Origin of the sequence: Pseudomonas sp. 34 E 7 (assembly GCF_900005715.1) — a bacterium.
Taxonomy (GTDB): domain Bacteria; phylum Pseudomonadota; class Gammaproteobacteria; order Pseudomonadales; family Pseudomonadaceae; genus Aquipseudomonas; species Aquipseudomonas orientalis_A.
Genome location: NZ_CVTX01000188.1, coordinates 102,287 through 123,705 on the forward strand (window position 1 = coordinate 102,287; position 21,419 = coordinate 123,705).

At 58.6% G+C, this 21,419-nt stretch carries 14 protein-coding genes; 11 read left to right on the forward strand and 3 right to left on the reverse strand.

The genetic code is table 11. The features are described 5' to 3' along the window. Positions 1 to 644: 644 nt before the first annotated feature. The 10 genes from hsdR (at position 645) to BFP96_RS26625 (ending at position 15,311) form a co-directional block, all read left to right on the forward strand. Positions 645 to 4,109: a type I restriction-modification system endonuclease gene (gene hsdR, locus BFP96_RS26580; RefSeq protein WP_065937334.1), complete on the forward strand. Its 3,465-nt coding sequence runs from the start codon at positions 645 to 647 to the stop codon at positions 4,107 to 4,109. 96 nt (positions 4,110 to 4,205) lie between these two features. Then, complete coding sequence (locus tag BFP96_RS26585) at positions 4,206 to 5,717, forward strand: RNA-binding domain-containing protein (RefSeq protein WP_065937335.1); 1,512 nt, start codon at positions 4,206 to 4,208, stop codon at positions 5,715 to 5,717. Positions 5,718 to 5,783: 66 nt separating this feature from the next. After that, entirely contained in the window at positions 5,784 to 7,334 is a 1,551-nt protein-coding gene (locus BFP96_RS26590; RefSeq protein ID WP_065937336.1) for a class I SAM-dependent DNA methyltransferase, read from the forward strand. Then, positions 7,327 to 8,697, forward strand: coding sequence for a restriction endonuclease subunit S (locus BFP96_RS26595; protein WP_218188752.1), 1,371 nt, complete (start codon positions 7,327 to 7,329; stop codon positions 8,695 to 8,697). The genes BFP96_RS26590 and BFP96_RS26595 overlap by 8 nt, the downstream gene beginning before the upstream one ends. Before the next feature lie 25 nt (positions 8,698 to 8,722). Next, positions 8,723 to 9,658, forward strand: coding sequence for a restriction endonuclease (locus tag BFP96_RS26600; protein ID WP_065937338.1), 936 nt, complete (start codon positions 8,723 to 8,725; stop codon positions 9,656 to 9,658). Between the two features lie 519 nt (positions 9,659 to 10,177). Further along, positions 10,178 to 10,438 (forward strand): DUF6124 family protein, encoded by a 261-nt coding sequence (locus tag BFP96_RS26605; protein WP_065937339.1) that lies wholly within the window; start codon positions 10,178 to 10,180, stop codon positions 10,436 to 10,438. A 263-nt stretch (positions 10,439 to 10,701) separates the two neighbouring features. Further along, positions 10,702 to 11,700: a GTP 3',8-cyclase MoaA gene (gene moaA / locus BFP96_RS26610; protein ID WP_065937353.1), complete on the forward strand. Its 999-nt coding sequence runs from the start codon at positions 10,702 to 10,704 to the stop codon at positions 11,698 to 11,700. 224 nt (positions 11,701 to 11,924) lie between these two features. After that, positions 11,925 to 12,821, forward strand: a complete 897-nt coding sequence (locus tag BFP96_RS26615) for a LysR family transcriptional regulator (RefSeq protein ID WP_065937340.1) — start codon at positions 11,925 to 11,927, stop codon at positions 12,819 to 12,821. A gap of 203 nt (positions 12,822 to 13,024) precedes the next feature. Continuing rightward, positions 13,025 to 13,717 carry a MerR family transcriptional regulator gene (locus BFP96_RS26620; RefSeq protein ID WP_065937341.1) on the forward strand — a complete coding sequence of 231 codons (693 nt, stop codon included), beginning with the start codon at positions 13,025 to 13,027 and terminating at the stop codon, positions 13,715 to 13,717. A 154-nt stretch (positions 13,718 to 13,871) separates the two neighbouring features. Next, complete coding sequence (locus BFP96_RS26625; RefSeq protein WP_065937342.1) at positions 13,872 to 15,311, forward strand: ArnT family glycosyltransferase; 1,440 nt, start codon at positions 13,872 to 13,874, stop codon at positions 15,309 to 15,311. A 15-nt stretch (positions 15,312 to 15,326) separates the two neighbouring features. Here BFP96_RS26625 and BFP96_RS26630 read toward each other — a convergent pair whose 3' ends face one another. After that, positions 15,327 to 15,815 carry a TIGR00645 family protein gene (locus BFP96_RS26630; RefSeq protein ID WP_057724985.1) on the reverse strand — a complete coding sequence of 163 codons (489 nt, stop codon included), beginning with the start codon at positions 15,813 to 15,815 and terminating at the stop codon, positions 15,327 to 15,329. 165 nt (positions 15,816 to 15,980) lie between these two features. Between BFP96_RS26630 and BFP96_RS26635 the strand changes: the two genes are divergently transcribed. Then, positions 15,981 to 17,801, forward strand: a complete 1,821-nt coding sequence (locus BFP96_RS26635; protein ID WP_065937343.1) for a hypothetical protein — start codon at positions 15,981 to 15,983, stop codon at positions 17,799 to 17,801. Between the two features lie 7 nt (positions 17,802 to 17,808). Here the strand turns inward: BFP96_RS26635 and BFP96_RS26640 are convergent, their stop codons facing one another. Then, positions 17,809 to 18,126 carry a PA4575 family protein gene (locus tag BFP96_RS26640; protein ID WP_065897618.1) on the reverse strand — a complete coding sequence of 106 codons (318 nt, stop codon included), beginning with the start codon at positions 18,124 to 18,126 and terminating at the stop codon, positions 17,809 to 17,811. 635 nt (positions 18,127 to 18,761) lie between these two features. Continuing rightward, positions 18,762 to 21,200 (reverse strand): Lon protease family protein, encoded by a 2,439-nt coding sequence (locus BFP96_RS26645; protein ID WP_065883862.1) that lies wholly within the window; start codon positions 21,198 to 21,200, stop codon positions 18,762 to 18,764. Between the last annotated feature and the right edge of the window lie 219 nt (positions 21,201 to 21,419).

Consider the following 21,419-nt stretch of genomic DNA (forward strand, 5'->3'; position numbering starts at 1 on the left):
ATCCCCCCGGCTCCACCACTTCAACATCTAAAGACGTCCACGGACGTCTTTTTTTGTGCCTGCGACCCAGCAAATACGAGAATTTCGGCACTTCTGAGCTTTTTGGCATACTCCGAATCCTGACCATTCGAGTATCCAATCCCCTCCGTGACTAATCTCGAAATACCAAGACCGGCCCTGAGATAGATCTCATGCCTGCTCCAGCCGTCCGCCGCTCTGGCCGACAATTCAAAGGAGTCAAACCGGAGTCCAAGGATTACGCCCTCACCAACGGCGACGGTTTGCAGCACCGCGCACGCAGCAACGGCTCGGCGCTGTCGACTTTCAACTGCCGCGAACCATTGCTCAAAAAGCGCATAAACATGGGCTTCGAGACCTCGCCTAGCCGTCACTAGCGAATGCACGAAAGAGGGTGTCGAAGCTCCCGCACTGCTCGCGCAAGGTATCGACCCAAAGTGCAGCGCAATATGCCAAATGAAACCAGGCGCCCCGCCCCGCCGAAGCGGCCACCACTCGGTGGACCGATAGCTGATAACGCTGGATCGACGACACACAGTGATACACGCACCCCGCTTCGTCTGGCATTATGCCTTTATAGCGCCACCACTCTCGGGATGGCTGGTGACGAACTCAAGGGATGGAACATGGCAGAGAACAGCAACTTCGCCTTTTTCAAAGAACACGATCCGGTTTTTTTCCAACTTGCCAATGCGGCCGAGCGAGTATTTTCCAGTGACCCCAACACGACGCTGATCAAACTGCGCCAGTTGGGCGAAGCGCTCGCCCAGGATCTGGCGGTAAGAGCGGGCATTGAGTTCGACGCCACCACGTCCCAATCTGACCTGCTGTTCCGCCTGAGCCGTGAAATCCAGCTCGACGGCAACATCCGTAACCTATTCCATACGCTGCGCATCGAAGGCAATAAGGCTACCCACGAATTCCGCACCCAGCATCGTGAGGCGTTGGACGGGCTGAGGGTCGCTCGCGCCTTGGCGATCTGGTATCACCAGTCATTTGGCACGGGCGGTAGCACCTTCAAGCCTGGGCCTTTCATGGTTCCGGCCGATCCGAGTGAGCCTCTGCGTGAGCTGCACGGGCAGATCGAAAAACTTCGCGCAGAACTGGGCGACAGTCGCCAGCAATTGGAGAGCAACCACCAATTAGCCGAGTTACTGGTGCAAGAAAAGCAAGAGCAAGCCAGTCTTGTTGGGCAGATGAACGAGGAAGCCCGCATCTACGAGCAGATTGCCCTTGAACGCGAGGCAGAACTATCGAAGGCCCGAGTCGATTTTGAGGCGCGACTGAAAGTACTGCAGCAACAGCTTGAAGATCAGCCCCAAGCCGTCCAGCAGGTCACACGCAAAACTCAACAGGCAAGCAGCCAGTTTGACCTCAACGAAGACCTCACCCGTATTCTCATCGATCAACAGTTAAACGATGCCGGCTGGGAAGCCGATTCGCTCGATCTTACCTACAGCAAGGGCGCTCGGCCCGAGAAGGGCAAGAACAAGGCCATTGCCGAATGGCCAACCAGCAAGCCGAAAGAAAACGCTGATTACGTGCTGTTCGCCGGCCTAATCCCAGTCGCTATCGTCGAAGCCAAGCGCAAGCGCGTCAACATAGCGGACCGTATCCCCCAAGCAGAGCGCTATTCACGCCAGTTGATCGTTACCGGCGATCTGCAACCGGCCGGGCAGAGCGTGGGCTGGGCGGATGGCCAGGGGGGCTACTTCAAGGTCCCGTTTTCCTTCGCCTGCAATGGCCGTCCCTTCATTAAGCAGCTCGCCGAGCTGTCCGGCACTTGGTTTCGCGACTTGCGCAGCCCGGCCAACCTGCGCCGGCCGCTGCAGGACTTTCACACGCCGGGCGGCCTACTCGACCTGCTCAAGCGCAGCCGTGAAGACGCCGAGGCGAAGCTACATCAGGAAGGCTTCGCCTATCTCAAACTGCGTGACTATCAGGAAAACGCCATCCGCGCCGTCGAGCAGGCGCTAGCCGCCAATCGCCGCAACTGTCTGCTGGCCATGGCGACAGGAACCGGAAAAACGCGCACTATCATTGGCTTGATGTACCGCCTGCTGAAGGCCGAGCGCTTTCGCCGTATTCTTTTCCTGGTCGATCGCAGCGCCTTGGGGGAACAGGCCATCGAAGCCTTCAACGAGGCGACGCTGGAACAGAACCACACGCTGGCGCAGATATACGACGTCAAAGAACTAGGCGACATGGCTGCCGAAGCTGAAACACGGGTCCAGGTCGCCACTGTGCAGGCCATGGTCAAGCGCATCTTCCAGTCGGACACTCCGCCGCCCATCGATGCCTTCGACTGCATCATCGTCGACGAAGCCCACCGCGGTTACACCCTCGATCAGGAAATGACTGAAGGCGAGCTGGCAGTGCGCGACTTCAACCAGTATCTGTCGCAGTATCGTCGCGTGCTCGACTACTTCGACGCCTGCCGCATCGGGCTCACCGCTACGCCAGCCAAGCACACCAGCGAAGTCTTCGGTGCTCCGATATACACCTACAGCTACCGTGAGGCCGTGGCTGACGACTGGCTGATCGATCACGAACCCCCCATCCGCTACCAGACCCTGCTGAGCCAAAACGGCATCCACTTTGCCAAGGGCGAGAGCGTCAGCGTCATCGATACGAGCACCGGCGAAGTGGATGTCGCCGAGCTTGAGGACGAACTCGACTTCGAAATCGAGTCCTTCAATCGCCGCGTGATTACGCCCGGCTTCGACAAGGTCATCTGCGAACAACTTGCACAAGAACTCGACCCGTCGGGCGACGAAAAAACGATGATCTTCTGCGTTAACCAGGCCCATGCCGAGCGGGTCAAAAACCTCCTCGACGAAACCTTCAAGGACGTTCACGGCGAGGATTACAACCAGGCGGCTGTACAGATCATCACCGGGCAAAGTGACAAGGTCAAACAACTGATCCGCCAGTACAAGAACGAGCGCTACCCGAGCATTGCCATCACGGTCGACCTGTTGACCACCGGTATCGACGTACCGCGCATTTGCCACTTGGTGTTCATGCGCCGGGTGCGTTCGCGTATCCTCTACGAACAGATGAAGGGCCGCGCGACTCGCCGCTGCGATGAAATCGGCAAGACGGTATTCAAGATCTACGACCCAGTTGACCTGTACGCTGCCCTCGAACCAGTAGATACAATGAAGCCGCTAGTGAAAGACCCAAGCATCAGCCTCGAACAGCTGGTCAGCGAGCTAACCAACCCAGCCAGCCTCGATGCTCCTGGTAACCAGCCAGACACTAGCCATGCCCACGACGTCCTGGACCAGCTCAGCCAGCGGATCATGCGTATTCTGCGCAAGGCCAGCCATAAGGCCGAGCAAAAGCCAACCCTAAAGGCCAAGCTCGCCGAACTGGAGAACACCTGGGGCGTAGCCCCGGACAAACTGCATCAGCACCTGCACCAGCTCGGCCCACAGCAAGCTGCCCAGTTCATCCAACAGCATGCCCAACTGCTCAATCAGCTCGCCACAGTTAATGCCCTGCTGGGATCGCTGAACTACCCGGTGATCTCCACTCACACGGACGAACTGATGGTGCGTGAGCAGAACTACGGCGATTACCAAAAGCCCGCGGACTATCTGGAAAGCTTCAACGACTTCATCAAAAATCAGTTGAACCAGTCGGTGGCCCTCGGTGTAGTGGTCAACCGCCCGCAAGACCTGACTCGTGAACAACTGCGCGAAGTGCGCCTACTGCTCGACGGGCATGGCTACAGCGAGGTGAACCTGCAAAGCGCTTGGCGCAACCAGACGAACCAGGAAATCGCTGCCAGTATCGTCGGCTTCATCCGCCGCGCTGCCCTCGGAGAGGCTTTGCTGCCATTCGAGCAGCGCGTAACCAAGGCGATGGAGACGATTTACACCCTGCAGCCTTGGACTCAAGTTCAGCGTAAGTGGCTGGACCGCCTGGCTAAGCAGCTGGTTCACGAGGTCGTTATTGACAAGAAGCAGATTGGTGAAGCGTTCAAGAGCGATGGCGGCAGCACTCGGCTGGACAAAATGCTCGGCGGCAACCTGGGCGTGGTGCTGGATGCCCTGAATGACAACCTTTGGGCACAAACGGGATGAAACCGATCTGGAACGTCGGATTGGCCAGCGTGCTCGTTCATAAGGGATAATGCCCCTGCTATACGACTTATCGGCCGCGATACCTAGAGACGCCTCATGACCCCTGCTGAGCTTCATCAGATCCTAGCCCGTGGTGAAGACAGTCGCCATCAATTCAAGCGCGATTTCAGCAATATCGATGCCTTGGCAGCCGAGTTGGTGGCGTTCGCCAATACATCCGGTGGATATCTGCTGATTGGCGTAGACGACTCCGGCACGGTTAGCGGGTTGAGCAGCGCCGACGTTGCGCGGCTCAATCAGTTGCTCTCCAATGCGGCCTCGCAGAATGTCCGCCCAGCCATCAACCCACTGTCCAGCAACCTTCAGACCGAGCACGGGCTGGTCATGGTGGTGACAGTCGAACAAGGGCTGAATAAACCCTATGTCGACAACCAGGGTCGCATCTGGGTAAAGAACGGCGCCGACAAGCGTCGGGTCACGGCCCGTGAAGAACTGCAGCGTTTGTTCCAGCAGGCCGGGCTGGTGTGCGCCGATGCGGTACCGGTCGCGGGCAGCAGCGTGGCGGATATCGACGCCAAAGCGCTTGGCGAGTACTTCCAAAGACGCTTTCGGCAGAGCCCCGAACAGACAGGTTTGGAAACCACCCGCATCCTGGAAAATCTTGGCCTCGCCAGTGGCGACACACCCAATTTGGCCGGTTTGCTGCTCTTCGGCCAGGCGCCACAACGTCTGTGCCCGGCGTTCGATATCAAGGCCGTGGCGTTTCCGGGCACGGTTCTGCATGACCGCCACTATCTAGACAGCGAAGATATCGACGGCAATCTGCAGGAGCAGTACCGACGCAGCCTTGCCTTCATAAAGCGCAACCTACACCACGTGCAGCGCCAGCAGGGCTTCAATACCCTCGGCCAGCTGGAAGTGCCGGAGGAGGTGTTTGAAGAACTGCTGGTCAATGCCCTGATCCACCGCGACTACTTTGTCAGCGCCTCCATCCGGATCATGATCTTCGCCGATCGCATCGAACTGATCAGCCCCGGGCACCTGCCTGACGTGCTCGATACCGAAAAAATTCGATTCGGCCTGTCCAACCGTCGTAACCCGACGCTCACCTCACATGCTGTGCACATTCTCCCCTATCGCGGTTTGGGCACCGGCATCCCGCGCGCTATCGATGCTTGGCCAATGATCCGGCTGGAGGACGACCGGCAGAGTAATCAGTTCAAGGTGGTGATTCAGCGCGCCGTTGAAAAAGGGCCTCTTTCGGGCCCAAGTGGGGACCAAGTCGGGACTAAGTCGGGACCAAGTAGGGACCAAGTAGGGACTGAGTCCGCTGTCGAAGAAGAACAAGCCGAAACTCGCCTGTCTTTGCAGCAAGAGCAGATAACGCTGCTGTGCAAGATGACAGGCGATCACACTGCGCCAGAGCTAATGACCTTCGTCGGGCGCAGCAACCGCAGCAAGTTCCGCGAGCAGGTTTTGGCTCCGCTGCTGGCGCTTGGCGTGGTCGAGATGACCATTCCAGACAAGCCCAACAGCAGCAAGCAACGCTATCGCCTGACTGCGGCCGGCCGAGCGCTAAAAGCCGAACAATATTCCTCAGACGACTGAGCCCAGACAACCACTTCTTTGCGCCAGCGCAATCTGGCGCTTTACACACTTCGCCACAGGTACCCCATGACCAACTCCGATATCGTCCAGAAACTCTGGAACCTCTGCGACGTCCTGCGCGACGATGGCATCAACTACAGCGACTACGTCACCGAACTCGTGCTTCTGCTGTTCATCAAGATGGAATACGAACAGGTGCAGAACAACGACAGCTTCGGCCACAAGCTGCCCGAAGGCGCGCGCTGGCCAGACCTGGCTGGCAAGTCCGGCGTTAACCTGCTCGATCACTACCGGCAGATGCTGCTGGACCTTGGCAAAAACCCTGACCCTCTGATCGCCGCCATCTACGCCGACGCTCAGACTCGCCTCAAGGAACCGCGCCACCTCGAGCAGTTGATCAAAAGCCTCGACGGCATCGACTGGTTCAGCGCCCGCCAAGACGGCCTCGGTGATCTTTATGAAGGCCTGTTGGAAAAAAACGCCAGCGAGACCAAATCCGGGGCCGGCCAGTACTTCACCCCTCGGCCGCTGATCGACAGTATCATCCGCTGCATCAAGCCGCAGCCGGGCGAGACCATACAAGACCCGGCCGCCGGTACTGCGGGCTTTTTGATCGCTGCTGACGCCTATATCAAAAGTCAAACCGACGATTACTACGACCTCGACGCCAAAGCCCAGGCATTCCAGCGCAATCGCGCCTTTGTTGGCGTAGAACTGGTGCCCGGCACTCGCCGTCTGGCGCTAATGAACACGCTGCTGCATGGCATGGAAGGCGACGAAGAAGGCGTGGTGCACTTGGGCAACGCCCTAGGTCAGACCGGGGCCAACTTACCCAAGGTCGACGTCATCCTCTCCAACCCACCATTCGGCACGGCCAAGGGTGGCGGTGGCCCGACTCGTGATGACCTCACCTACCGCACCAGTAACAAGCAGTTGGCCTTTCTCCAACACATCTACCGTGGCCTCAAGCCGGGCGGCCGCGCCGCCGTGGTGCTGCCGGACAACGTGCTGTTCGAGGCCGGGGTCGGCACTGACGTGCGCCGCGACCTGATGGACAAGTGCAACCTGCACACCATCCTGCGCCTGCCTACTGGCATCTTCTACGCACAGGGGGTGAAGACCAACGTACTGTTCTTTCAGAAGGGCACCGTGGAAAACCCGCGGCAGGAGGAAGGTTGCACTAAGCGCGTGTGGATCTATGACCTGCGCAGCAATATGCCTAGTTTTGGCAAGCGTACACCCTTCGGCCCTGCCCACCTCAAGCCGTTTGAGGAGGCCTATGGCGATGATCTCAACGGCGGAAGCCTTCGCGCGGAGAACGTCGAGGGTATTGGTGAAGCCAGCCGCTTCCGCAGCTTTACCCGCGATTACATCCGCAACGAGCGTAGTGACTCGCTGGATATCAGTTGGCTAAAGGACGACAGCAGCCTGGATGCCGCCAACCTGCCCGCTCCAGAAATACTGGCCGGTGAGGCGATGGCTGAATTGACCGAGGCGCTGCGTGAGCTGGAAGAGCTGATGAAGGCGCTGGGGGCGGGGGATGAAGTGGTGGCGCAGAAGCAGTTGATGGCTGAGGTGATGGGCTTGGCTATAGTTGAGGAGAATGGCAATGAGTGAGCTGCCAAGTGGATGGGCACGCACAACTTTAGGAACCGTTGCCGATTGGGGAGCAGGAGGAACTCCGTCTCGCAGCGAGCCAAAATTTTACGGCGGAAAGATTCCATGGATAAAAAGCGGAGAACTCAATAGCCGTTACATAAAGACGACTGAGGAAAGCATTACAGAAGAAGCTATCAAATCCTCAAGTGCGAAGATTTTCCCCGCAGGTTCCGTGGCCATCGCCATGTATGGGGCAACTATCGGTAAAACGGCCATCCTCGGCATCGATGCGTCTACCAACCAAGCTTGTGCCGTTGGCGTGCCAGTCGACGGTCTTATTGGAAAAGAATACCTGTATAGGCTTCTTCAAAATGAAAAGGCGGCTTTCATTGAGAAAGGTAAAGGTGGAGCTCAGCCGAATATTTCGCAAGCGGTCATAAAAGCACATGAAATCGGTCTTCCACCGCTCGCAGAACAAACCCGCATCGCCGCCAAGCTCGAAGAACTACTGGCCCAGGTCGATACCCTGAAAGCCCGTATCGACGGCATCCCCGCGCTGCTCAAACGCTTCCGCCAATCCGTCCTCGCCGCTGCAGTTTCCGGGCAATTAACAGAAGAATGGCGCTTGAAGATAGCTTCTGCTGATCAGCTAGATCATAGCGCCTATCCCGAGGTCCCCCTAGATTCGCTCGCTGACTTTCAAAACGGATTCGCCTTCAAAAGTGATTGGTTTTCAAAAACTGGGGATATTCAGGTCGCCAAGATTGGAAATGTCAGAAACGGAAAAGTAGACTTGGATAACTCCCCAGCATTTGTTTCCTATGAGGTCGGCTCTGAATACCAGCGTTTTATGACCTTAGAGGGTGACATCCTGCTATCGATGACAGGCACAAAATACAAAAGAGACTATGGCAATGCATGCAGTGCTCCTGCCGGGATTCTTGTAAATCAAAGGGTAGGTAAATTACGGCCGCAGAGGGACAAGGTAGATGGCCGTTTTTTGTTGCTGTGCCTGCAAACTGCAGGGTTTCGCGAGCAATTTTTCTCTGGTGAAACTGGTCAAGTGAGTCAGGGCAACGTCGGCTCAGAGCACATCAAAAAGTGTCTTATCCCAAGCCCCCCAATTGAAGAGCAGGCTGAAATAGTCTACCGGACTGCACAACTCTTCGCCTTTGCCGAGCAAGTGGAAGCGAAAGTTGTCTTGGCTAAAAGCCGCGTCGACCATTTGGCCCAGAGCATTCTGGCTAAAGCCTTCCGCGGCGAACTGGTGCCGCAAGACCCGAACGACGAACCGGCCAGTGTGCTGCTTGAGCGCATCAAGGCTCAACGCGCCGCCATGCCCAAGGCCAAACGCGGTCGCCAGGCTGCCAAATTGAGCTAAGCCTCACATCAGAAGAAAACGAACCATGTCCGTCCCAACCTATGACCAGTTCATCGAGCCCATCCTACGTTTTCTCGCCTTCCATCCGGATGGTGCCACGGCGGGCGAGGCTCACGAAGCGGCCGCCGTCACGCTAGGCCTAAGCGAGGCACAGCGGCAGGAGACCATCGCCAGTGGCCAGGCCACCTACAAGAACCGTTCAGGCTGGGCACATGATCGGCTCAAGCGCGCCGGCTATTCCAGCAGCGCCAAGCGTGGCTACTGGCAGCTGACCGACACCGGCCGCGCCTTCGCCAAGGCCAACCCGGCCCCGTTGAGCCCAGAACAGGTCGAGCATCTAGCTGTGAACTTCATGAGCGTGAAGCTGAAGACAGCGCCGGACGCCGCCTCGCTGGATGAAAGCAACGACACGTCAACGCCGATTGCCCAGACCGACCTCGCCACTAGCAGCCCGCAGGAACGGCTGAACCAAGCCATACTCGAACTGCGTACCAGCGTTGCGGGCGACCTACTGGACAGCCTGCTGCAAGCGAGCCCGACGCGCTTCGAGCACATCGTGCTCGACGTCCTGCACAGCCTCGGCTACGGCGCGAACCGTCAGGCGCTGCAGCAAGTCGGTGGTAGTGGCGACGGCGGCATTGACGGCGTGATCTCGCTGGACGCACTGGGCCTGGAAAAGGTCTACGTGCAGGCCAAACGCTGGCAGAGCACCGTCGGCCGCCCCGACCTGCAAGCGTTTTATGGCGCCCTGGCAGGGCAGAAAGCTAAACGCGGTGTATTCATCACCACTTCCGGCTTCACCGCCCAGGCCGTTGACTTCGCGCGCTCGGTCGAAGGGCTTGTACTGGTCGACGGTAAACGCTTGGTCAATCTAATGTTGGATCACGAGGTCGGAGTCAGCTCGCAGCTTTACAAGGTGCCAAGGCTCGACAGCGACTACTTTGATGAGTCGCTTGGCTGAGCTCAAAGATCACCGTCCATCGGAATCCAGGCCACGCAGCGTTCCAACTGGTATTCCAAGCAAGTTGAGCAAAAAATTATTTACCAGTAAAAACAGATAGATACCGACCGGTTTCAAATTACCCCGGCCCACCAATTCGAAGCATCAACAAAACCCGCCTAATACGGGTTTTGTTGCTTCTGGGGCTCAAAAGCTCAACTGGCAAACCTTCAGAATTCTCCCACAAAAACTCGCGCCATCCATGAACTCCCCCTTCATCCCCCACCCCGCTAACCTCCCCCAGTCGCTGCAAAATCAGCGACCGGGTTTAGCAGCTCGGTTAATATCAAGGCCTGCAATGCCACCCTCCATTCAAGCGATGCTTTCAGCATCCGCTGGATTGCGTTATGGCGGCTGTGCGTGGGGCACCTTCGGGTGCGCTGGGTTCCTTGATTCCTGGTCTGCTAACCCGCGTACAGTCGCCACCCTTTTCGTTTAGCAGCGATGTCTGGCGACTCCACTAATCAAGGAGTTTCAGTCATGAAAAAGATCACCCCCAATCCCCCAACAACCCTGTTCACCCTCTCCCCCGGCATCCCCGCCGAAACCCTGCTGGTCCAAGCCAGTGAAACCCTCGCCTCCCTGAACGTCATGACCACCGATCTGGCCTTTGAACTGGAAGGCTCACACCGCCACAAGCTGCTGGCGGCTCAGCAACTGGTCGTGCTGAGTGAGTTGTTGCTGGAGCGGATGCTGGAAACTCAGGTATTCACTAAGCAGACACCTGGCGAGACCCCATAGAAACCGACCGCACGATCACTCCGTACCTGCGGCGAGCGAGGCGCCCTCGTCGCAGGACGGAATCGAACCTTGACTGACCAAGCCCTTCATCACCCACTACCGCGCCCCCCTACAAAACCATCAGCCACAACCCATAGACCCCGTCGATCACCCAGTTGCTAATACTGATTAGACGTACGCTCAAAACAACTTTAGCCTCGCGTAGATAACGCGCCCATTAAAGCGCCAGGGTTATGCGCCCGACGCCGCCGCCGAGGTTTCTCATGACCGATCAAATCCTGATGGATAGCTTTTCGCGCCGGGTCGACTACCTCAGGATGTCCGTCACTGACCGTTGCGATTTCCGCTGTGTGTATTGCATGGCCGAGGACATGGAGTTCCTGCCGCGCCAGCAGATTCTGTCGCTGGAAGAGCTGTATCAACTGGCACACAGTTTCGTCGCGCTGGGCACGCGCAAGATCCGTCTGACCGGCGGCGAGCCCTTGGTTCGTCAGGGCGTGGTGGAGCTGTGCCGACGCATCGCCGCGCTCCCCGGTCTGCGCGAGTTGTGCATGACCACCAACGGTTCGCAACTGGGCAAGCTGGCCGCTCCGTTGTTCGATGCGGGGCTCAAGCGCTTGAATATCAGCCTCGACAGCCTGGACCCCACGCGCTTTCGTGAACTGACGCGCACCGGTGACTTGGCCAAGGTGATCGCCGGTATCGATGCCGCGAATGCTGCGGGGTTTGAGCACACCAAGCTCAATTGCGTGGTGATGAAAGGTCGCAACGACCATGAGGTCAACGACCTGGTGGCCTTCGCCATTGACCGTGGTCTGGATATATCCTTTATCGAAGAAATGCCACTGGGGGTGATCAGCGAACACAGCCGTGCCGAGGCGTTTTATTCCAGTGCGCAGGTGCGCGAGCGTATCGCCGAACGTTACACGCTGATCGACTCTGCGGAATCGACCCAGGGGCCTTCGCGTTACTGGCGTCTGGCCGAGGCGCCGCATATTCGCCTGGGCTTTATTTCGCCCCACAGTCACAACTTCTGCGCGACCTGCAACCGTGTGCGCCTGACGGTGGAAGGCCGGCTGCTGCTGTGCCTGGGCAACGAGCATTCGGTCGACCTCAAGGCGGTGCTGCGGCGCTATCCGGGCGAACCGAAACGCCTGGAGCGTGCGATTGTCGAGTCGATGAAACTCAAGCCGTATCGACACAACTTCACCCTCGACGATGAGGTGCAGGTGGTGCGCTTCATGAACATGACGGGCGGCTGATCGACCCGGTTTCAACCCCATGCCATCCTGCGCACGGCAGGGCTGCTGCCCGTCCTTCAAGCCATCGACTGTGTACTGAACTGAAAAATGCCTGTCTAATCGTCAAGGCTGATCGGGCTATCCAGCATTGTCTGGCGGCCGGTTATCGAGTGCGTTGGCCAGTTCTGAGGAATCGGTGATTCCACTCTGACAGACCTTTCACTTCTTCCCTGGCAGGCACCTTGATGGACATAAAACAACTCAAATTCCTGATTGCGCTGGAGCAGACCCGTCACTTCGGCCAGGCGGCTGCGCGCTGCCATATCACCCAGCCGACGTTGTCGATGCGCCTGCGCAATCTGGAGGAGGAGTTGGGCCTGGAGTTGGTCACCCGGGGCCAGCGTTTCGAAGGTTTTACCGAGGCCGGTGAGCGTGTGCTGGCGTGGGCCAGGACCTTGCTCGCCGCCCATGACGGGTTGTTCGCCGAGGCGGCCGCGTGTCGCGGTCAGTTGGTGGGTAACTTGCGCCTGGGCCTGGTGCCGCTCAGCGGGTTCAACCCGATCAGCTATATCCAGAGCCTGTCCCACACCTTTCCCGAGCTCAAGTTCAGCCTGACGTCGATGAGTTCGGACAACATCATCGAAGCGCTGGGCACCAATCAACTGGATCTGGGTGTGTGTTACCTGGACCACGTTAACGCCAACTACCTGGATTTTTTCGAGCTGGGCGAGACCCGTGTCGGCCTGCTGTACGACACCCGTCACTTCCACTTCGAAGGCAGCGAAATGAGCTGGGAGGACGCCGCGCAATTGCCCCTGGGGATGATCAGCACGGGCATGCACTATCGAAAGTCCATTGACCTGAGCTTCCGCAGCCGCGGCCTCGCCCCCCAGCCCATGCTCGAAAGCGACTCAACCTATCAACTGTTCCAGGCGATCCACGAAGGCTTCTGCTGCGCAATCATGCCGCTGGACAGCGGCCTGGAAAGCCCGATCGAAAACCTAGCCTTCATCAACCTGCCGGACGCCAGCGTGCTCGCGCCACTGGGCATGGTGATGCGCAAGACCGAACCGCGCTCGGCCATTGCAGAGAAGTGCTTTGCGCAGGCCAAGAGATTATTTGCTGCTAACGGCGCGGATTAGCGCGTAGGAACAGAACGCCGATCAAGCCGACTTGCCTTTGAGTAAGCACCGGAAAGCTCCTACAAGTTGGCGTGCATCAGGTGAACTGGCGTGGAATGAATTGTACGGATACGCTTCAGATCACAGCTCGTCTGCCCAAGGTTGAACGAGAACACCTGAGCCCCCAGACTTCACCACTCAACTCAACGACAAGGAGGCCATCCATGCAAACGACTGTTTCGCCAAGCCCCCTTGTAGGGGTGGGCCTCTACACGCCTGGCGAGGCGTCGCTATACACCGGCATCCCTACCGCAGATATACGTCGTTGGCTGTTCGGCTACAGCTCTAATGGCGTTCAGCATGCCGGGCTCTGGCAATCGGAACTGTCAAACTTGGACGATTGCATTCTTGGTTTCCATGACCTGCTCGAAATTCGCTTCGTACATGCATTTCGCCAGCACGGGCTGAGCTTGCAGGCCATCCGCAATGCGTCACGCCAGGCTAGCGAGCTGTTCGGTCAGCCCTATCCGTTCACCTGCAAACGGTTCCAAACAGACGGTCGTAGCATTTTCGCCACTGTTCTGGATGAAACGGGTGACGAGACACTGCTGGACCTGCTCAAAAAACAATACGCGTTCAAACAAATCATTAAACCTTCGCTGTATGAAGGGATCGATTACTCCGGCAAGGGTTCGGCGCAACGCTGGTACCCGGTCAAACATAGCAAAGCGGTAGTGCTGGACCCTGCCAGAAATTTTGGTAAGCCCGTACTGGCAGCGACCGGCGTCGATACCGCCGCCATCTTCAGTGCCTATGAGGCAGAAGGACGTGATACCAGGCGCGTCGCCATGCTCTATGAGATCCCGACCGTTGCGGTAAAGGCAGCTGTGGAGTTCGAGCAAAGGAATGCGGCTTGAACTTCCTGTTGGATCATAACCTTCCTCCCCAAAGCCTCTCACCTGACCACACAAAAACCCTACACTCGTTCACGAACCGTTAAGAAACCCTTCCCTATACTAGCCGGCAGCCATGCCCGCTCCCCCGAGCGGTCCCCTGCCCGGTAGCCACTCAATGACGCGTCCCGTTCCCCTGCTGCTCCTGCTCGTTGGCTTGCTGTTTTTCTTCGCCCTTGGCAACCATGAACTGCAAGGCTCCACCGAGGCGCGCGTCTCTGGGATTGCCATGGCCATGCACCTGGACAATGACTGGGTGGTGCCGCGTCTGTTTCGTGAGCCTTTCCTGGAGAAACCGCCACTGAGTCTTTGGCTGGACGCCGGGGCGATTCGTCTGTTTGGCGCGAGCACTGGGGCCGTGCGCCTGGCGTCGGCGTTTGCCGGGTTGTTCAGCGTGATGCTGCTTTACGGGATGTTGCGCCGGTTCGGGCGGCCCAAAACGCTGGCATTCAGCGCCGCGTTGATCCTGGCGACCATGGCCAGCTATTGGGGCAATGTGCGAGGAGTGGGTGAGGATTCGTTGCTCGCCCTGGGCGTGACTGCAGCGTTGTTGGGGTTCTATCAGGCAATGCGCCCCGAGTCCGAGCGCCAGGGTTCCAGCGCCTGGGCGTGGGCACTGTTCACGGCGGGGATGGTCATCGCCACGCTGAGCAAAGGTGTGCTGGGCCTGGCGATGCCGGGGATTGTGATTTTTGTCTACCTGGCGTGCACCAGCCTGATGGATAAGCGCCTGCGTATCGGCGACTGGCTCAAGCCGGCGCTGTTCACGCTGTTGGCGTTGGTGCCGCTGCTGATCTGGCTGGGGTTTCTGTTTCAGCGCGGCGGTATGCAGGCTGTCGGTGACGTGCTGTGGACCAACAGTGTCGGGCGCTTCAGCGGCTCGTTTGTGGAAGCCGGGCATTACGAGCCGTTCTATTACTACCTCGTTAAACTGCCTGAGGCCTTCCTGCCATGGAACATCCTGGTGTACCTGGGCCTGTGGCACTTTCGCAAAAGCCTGGTGCGCAACCGCTACCGCCTGTTTTTCAGCGTGTGGCTGGTGGCGCAGTTCACCCTGCTGACCCTGGCCTCGAGCAAACGCACCGTCTATTTGATGGCATTGACTCCGGCCGCCGCCGTACTGGCGGCGGAATACGCGCGGGTGCTGCTGGAGTGGGTCAAACAACACAAACCGGCACTCTACCGCTACCACCGACAGATCATCGGCGGTGTATTCACCCTCGCCATCGCCTGCTACCTCAGCGCCGCCTTCTGGTTCGCACCCAAAGCCGATGTGCGCCAGTCATTCGTGCCGGTGATCAGTCAGGTGCAGACACTGCAGGACGAAGGTAAAGAGGTGGCGCTGTTCCAACCCAATGAACGAATCGCCGGCGCCAGTGTGTTCTATCTGCAGGCCTATTTGCCGATTCTGCAGACCGAGGCCCAATTGCACGCCTTTCTCAGCGCCAAACCCGGCAACGTCGCGCTGCTGGATCAGACCGACCGGCTCAGTCAGAAAGTCACCGTGGTCAAGCAAATGAAGATCAACCGCCAGCCCTACTACTTCGTCGAGCAGTAAGGCCGGCGCGCGTCATCAGTGCTTGGTCAGCTTGTCCAGGTAACCCATGGCAAACGCCGAGACCACGAAGGTCATATGGATGATCACGTACCACATCAGGTGCTGCGGATCGACGTTCTTGGCGTCCATGAAGATGCGCAGCAGGTGGATGGAGGAAATCGCCACGATGGAGGCCGCCACTTTCATCTTCAGCGACGAAGAGTCCATGGTGCCCAGCCAGTTGAGCTTTTCCTTGTTTTCATCGATATCCAGCTGCGAGACGAAGTTCTCGTAGCCGGAAATCATCACCATCACCAGCAGACCACCGACCAGAGCCATGTCGATCAGCGACAGCAGCAGCAGGATCACTTCCGATTCCAGCAAGGAAAAAATATTCGGAATCACGTGAATGATTTCCTGGAAAAACTTGATCGCCAGGATCAGCAACCCCAGGGATAAACCCAGATAGATCGGCGCCAGCAGCCAGCGCGCGGCATACATCGTGTTTTCGATAAAGCGTTCCATTGAATCCCACACAGCTTGGCTAAAAATGGCGCCGAGTATACCAGTGGCTACCCGGCGCCTGTCACCGCGAGAAAACTGCGCCAAGTGGCATCTGTAAGAGGATTTTTCTGCTAGTGTCGAGACCATTCACTCGGCTCGATGATGTCGGACAGGAAAACTCAGATAATGGATGTGCGATCCCCTTTGGCCAGTCTAGGCCTGTGCGCGGCGTTGCTGATGACCAGCGGCTGCTCTCCCAAAGAAGAGCAGAAGCAGGCCACCCTCGAAGAAAAAACCACCACGTTCGAACAGTCCCTGGACAGCATCCAGGACCCCAAGCTGCGCGACGTCATCGCCGACCTGGGTGGTTCGCTGCTGTTGCTGGAACGTGCGCGGATCAAGCTCGACACCAAGCCCATCGAGGCCGAATACGGCGAAGACAGCCTGGTCTTGCTCAAGCATTACCCCAGCCCCCAGGCCTTGGTGGACACCTATATCAACGGCCTGTTCGTCCTGCGCAGGGCTTCGCATTCCGACTACCTGACGGATTTGCAGCCGGTCTTCCCGTTCACGTTCAACGCTCCCGAGCAATTCCCCTTCCCCCATGGCCTGGAGTGGGAGTCGGTAACCTTGAGCAACAACAAAGTCATTCCCTTCCAGCCGGAGTGGTCGGAGACCGACCCCGGCATCCAGCTCAGTCCCAGCAGCTCCAACCTGACCAACCCCGACGACCTGACGGTGACCTACCCGTTCATCGAGGGCATCGAGACGGAAAACAAGAGCCAGCCGCAGCCCGTCAGCCTTAAAGGCACGATTGAGGTCGCCGCGCCGGGCAGGGTGCTGACCTTTGACCTGTCAAAAAACGACGTCGGCCATTCACGCACCGAGGGCAATATCAGCCTCAAGCTGCTGTCGCTGGGCAAGAATTACGCCGAAATCGAACTGACCAACAGCGAGCCGCTGGCCACCGAGCTGGGCGACGACTCGCCCAACCCGCTGCTGGTACAGGCCCGGGACAGCACCGGGCAATTTCTCACCCGCTCAGGTTCAATCAACGAAAGCGCTGCACAAGTGGCGTTCTATGAGAAGCAGCTGGCGCAGCTGCAACAGCAGAAGGCCTGGTCTGAAGCGCTGGATAAACAGCTCACCGACGCGCAAAAAGCCTTCGAACGCACCCAGACCAGCCATTACGCCAAGGTGTACTTCAACGGTGTGATCGATACCCTGCAGGTCAACGTACTGGATTTTTCCAAGGCCACGGTGACTCGCAAGGCGCTGGACCTGCCGGTGATGCGCTTCGACAAAAACAGCCTGCAACAGAGCGTGCAGCCCTTGCCGATGCCGGTCACGGTGTATGACGACGCCGCCGCCAGCTGGCTCAAAGACGCGTCAATGACTGAAGATCAGTTGAAAAACAGCGTCACCATCAGCCAATCGACCGAAGACGCCAGTGCCGCGAAAATCGTGTTCGATCACCCTTTCACCTTCAATGACGACTTGGTCGGCGCCGAGCGCAATAATAGCGCCGCACCGATCACCTTTTTCACCGCAGACGATAAGGGCGAGCGCGGCGAACCCATCGAGTTGCCGACCGAGGCCTACGAGCTGAACGCGGCCAGCGGTACGCTGACCTATGACCTCAACCTGTTCCCGGAAACCCCGGCGTTTGTGGTCGGCTCGGTACCCTTGTTTCTCGCCACCATCGAAAAGGCCTCGATTGACGTCGGAAAACTGCCCAAGGGTCTGTCGCTCAAGGACAACGCGCTGATCGTCGACCAGCAAGCGTTTCCCGCCGACAGCTGGCGTTTCTACGCCAGGGACGCGAGCGGCAACTACCTCAAGGAAATTCTCGGCGTGAGCCACCGCGCCGAGGAATACGGTACGGCGTTGTTTGATGTGCATTATTTCTACGGCCAGCCGACCACCCTGGAAAGCTACCAGCGCACCGACCTCAACACCGTGCAATATGGCTTTGAGGTCAAGCTGGACAAACCGGAAAGCAAATAGCCCGGAATTACAGGGCCAATCGCTCCTGGCCGCCGTTGAGTTGGCGCAGATGGGCTTGCAGGTGCAGGCACCAGATCTGCGGCTCGTCCAACTGCTCGTAACCGTGCAGGGTCAGGCTGTCGACAATGGAACCCAACATGGTTTCCGCCACGAACGGCCCGTGAAACGGGCCTTGAGACTTGACCGTAGACGGCTGTTCGCCCGACATGCCGGCGGCAAATAACAACGTCCACAGCCCATTCTCCCCGGCAAGGGGGCGAATGGAGCATTCGATACGAGTTGCCAGGCCCAGGCACTGGCGGGTAAGGCAAAGGTTGCGCGGCATGGCGGCGACCCTCGGTAGATCGGTGTTCAGCCCCAGCGCAAAGGCGAGGCTGTTTCTATCCTGCGACTCCTGCGGATATCCCTGATATTGAGAATAGAAGAAAACCGCGACAAACCAAGCTCGTAGGGACCAACGGACATTCTCTCCAGGCACCTGTCAATTTAATGACAAAAACAGATCAAACTGTGGGAGGGGGCTTGCCCCCGATGGCGGCCTCTGGGCCGACCAGGATGTTGTATCAGATCGAGTACATATCCGTTTCTGCGGTAACGGCCACTTAGGGTTCCGCCCTGACGGCGGCTCACTTTTGAAAAGCGCAAAAGTAAGCAAAACGCTCTTGCCCCACCACTCGGCACCTCGCTTAGGCTCGGTGTGCCCTCTCTCCGGCTTGAATCCGTGGGCCGCCGCCACGCGCCATCCATGGCGCGGGGCGGCTAACCCGGCGTCCTGCCGGGTTGCCCACGGATTCAAGCCTGCGTTCGGCCAGCGTGGTTTAACGGGGCGCCTGAGATCAAGATCAAAAGCGGCTCGCTTCGCATCGTGGTTACGGTTGGGCGCTACAGAGTTGTGTAGATACCTATGGCTATCGGGAGCAAGCCCCCTCCCACATTTTTGATCCCATCAAGCTTCAGGGATCAGGTCGGTTTGGCCTCCGCTAAAGCCTGCTGCGCCAGCTCTTTCTCTGCCTCCTTCAAGTCTTCCTCGCTGATCATCTCGGCAATTGCCCTTAAGCGCTCCACCACCCGCGCATTGACCGTGCCTTCCGGAAACTGCCCTTCCGCATCCGGCTCACCGGCATCCTCGCCCACCAACAGGCTCAACGCCTCATCCGCCTGACGCACCGCATAGATATGGAATTGCCCGGCGCGCACGGCCTGCAATACCTTTTCATCGAGCATCAGCGTGGCCACGTTGGCCTTGGGAATGATCGCGCCCTGTTCACCGGTCAACCCGCGCGCTTCGCACAGGCGGAAGAAGCCTTCGATCTTCTCGTTGACCCCACCCACGGCCTGCACTTCGCCAAACTGGTTGATCGAGCCGGTGATGGCAAAGCACTGCTTGAGCGGCGTCTTCGACAACGCCGAGATCAAGGTGCAGGCCTCGCCCAGGGAGGCACTGTCGCCGTCCACGTAACCGTAGGACTGTTCCAGTGCGATGCTGGCTGAGATCGCCAGCGGGAATTCCTGCGCGTAACGGCTGCCCAGGTAACCGGTGAGGATCATCACGCCCTTGGAGTGAATCGGCTGGCCGAGGTTAACCTCACGTTCGATGTCGACAATCCCGCTGCCGCCCGGGTACACCGTGGCGGAAATCCGCGCCGGTACGCCAAACGCCGAATCCCCCACCTCCAGCACCGTCAGCCCGTTGCACTTGCCGACGGCGGCGCCGGCGGTGTCGATCAGGATGACCCCGGCGAGCATGTCGTCGAGAATCCGCGCCGACACACGGCCGGTGCGCGTGGCCTTGGCCTTGAGCGCGCGCTCGATATGCCCGGCATCGGTCATTTCATCGCCCGCCAGGTGACGAATGAAGTCGGCCTCGCTGACCAGTTGGAACAAGTCGCCGATGCGCGCCGACAAACGGCCCTGATGTTCAGCCAGGCGTGCGCTGTAAGTCGCCAACCGCGCCACCGCATCCGACGTCAGCGGCGCCATGCCTTCTTCCGAGGTGCGGGTCTTGAGCAACTGGGCGAACTGCTCCAGGCTTTCGTCGACCATCGGGATGTCTTCGTCGAAGTCCACCAGTACCCGGAACATTTCCTGGAAGTCCGGATCGGCGTCCTGCAACGCGTAGTACAACTGGCGCGACCCGATGATGATCACCTTGACCTGCAACGGAATCATCTGCGGGTTGAGGGTCACGGTCGCCAGGCGGCCGAGTTCGCCCAGCGGGGACTCCATCTTCAGCTTGCGCGATTGCAGGGAACGCTTGAGCGCATCCCATACAAATGGCTCGCTGAGCATTTTTTCCGCTTCAAGAATCAGGAAGCCACCGTTGGCACGGTGCAACGCCCCCGGACGCAGTTGGCGATACGTGGTGTAAAGCGCGCCCTGGTCGGTGCTGTATTCGATACGGCCGAACAGGTTGTCGTAGGTCGGGTGCGGTTCAAACACCACCGGCGCACCGCCGTTGACCGAATGCCCCACCACCAGGCTCGGGCAGTATTGCTCCTCGAGCAGCTTGCGCGCCTGGGCATCGGTCTTGGCGTCGTCGACCAATTGCTCGACCACGGTTTTGAGCAGATACACCTGCACGGCCTGCAGGTAACCGCAGACGGCGGCGTTTTCCGCGTACTTTTCCGACAGCGGCGCAAGCAACGGCTGCAGGGCCAGGGTGATGGTTTCTTCGTTGAACTGGCGCAGTTGGTTGTTTGACTCACGCTTCCATTGCGGCAGGCTCGCCAACTCTTCGTTGAGGCGTTCTTCCAGCTCGGAAATATCGGTGTGGAAGCGCTCGCGATCGGCTTCCGGCAACTGCGAGAACTCCGCTTCGTCCAGCGCCTTGCCGTCAAGCATCGGCGTGAAGGCGATGTTGGAGCTGTCGCGGTACAGCGCCACGTCTTTTTCCAAGGCCAGGCGCTCGATCACGTCCAGGGCCTTGTCATAACGCTGGTTGAACGCACGGTCGATGGCGCTTTTGCGCTGTTGGTACGTCGGGTGTTCAAACACGGCCGGGAAAGTCGCGACCAGATTGTCGACCAGCGCGTTGATATCGGTGATAAACGCTGCAGCACCGCCGCCTGGCAATTCCAGCGCGCGCGGTTCGCGCGGCTCGTCGAAATTATTCACATAGACCCAGTCCGACGGGGTTTGCAGGCGTTTGCCTTCAGCCTTCAGGTAACGTTTGACGAATGAAAAGCGACCGGTACCGGGCTCGCCCATGACAAACACGTTGTAACCGGGGCGTGGCATGGCCACACCGAACTGCAAGGCTTCAACCGCACGTTCCTGGCCAAGCACACCGCGAAAGGGCTCCAAATCATTGGTGGTCGAGAAGCTGAACTGTTCAGCGGAGAAAGGGCGAGTCAGCGCTTCGGGCGCTAGACGCAAGCTGGCAGCAACAGGATCAGGCATCGGGCTTCCTTACATCAGGCGGGGCAGATGGGGGCATTCTGGCTCTCGGTTGCGCGCTCTGGCAAGGCGCGCTGTTGGGAAAGCATAGCCACGGCGCGTGCCGCACAAAAAAAACGTTCAAGACTGAATGTTTTATAAAAACTCACGGAACCCATGGAACGTGCCTAAACTCCAAACTGCGCGGGTTGGACTAATAACTGGCCCCTAGGGTGCTGCGAA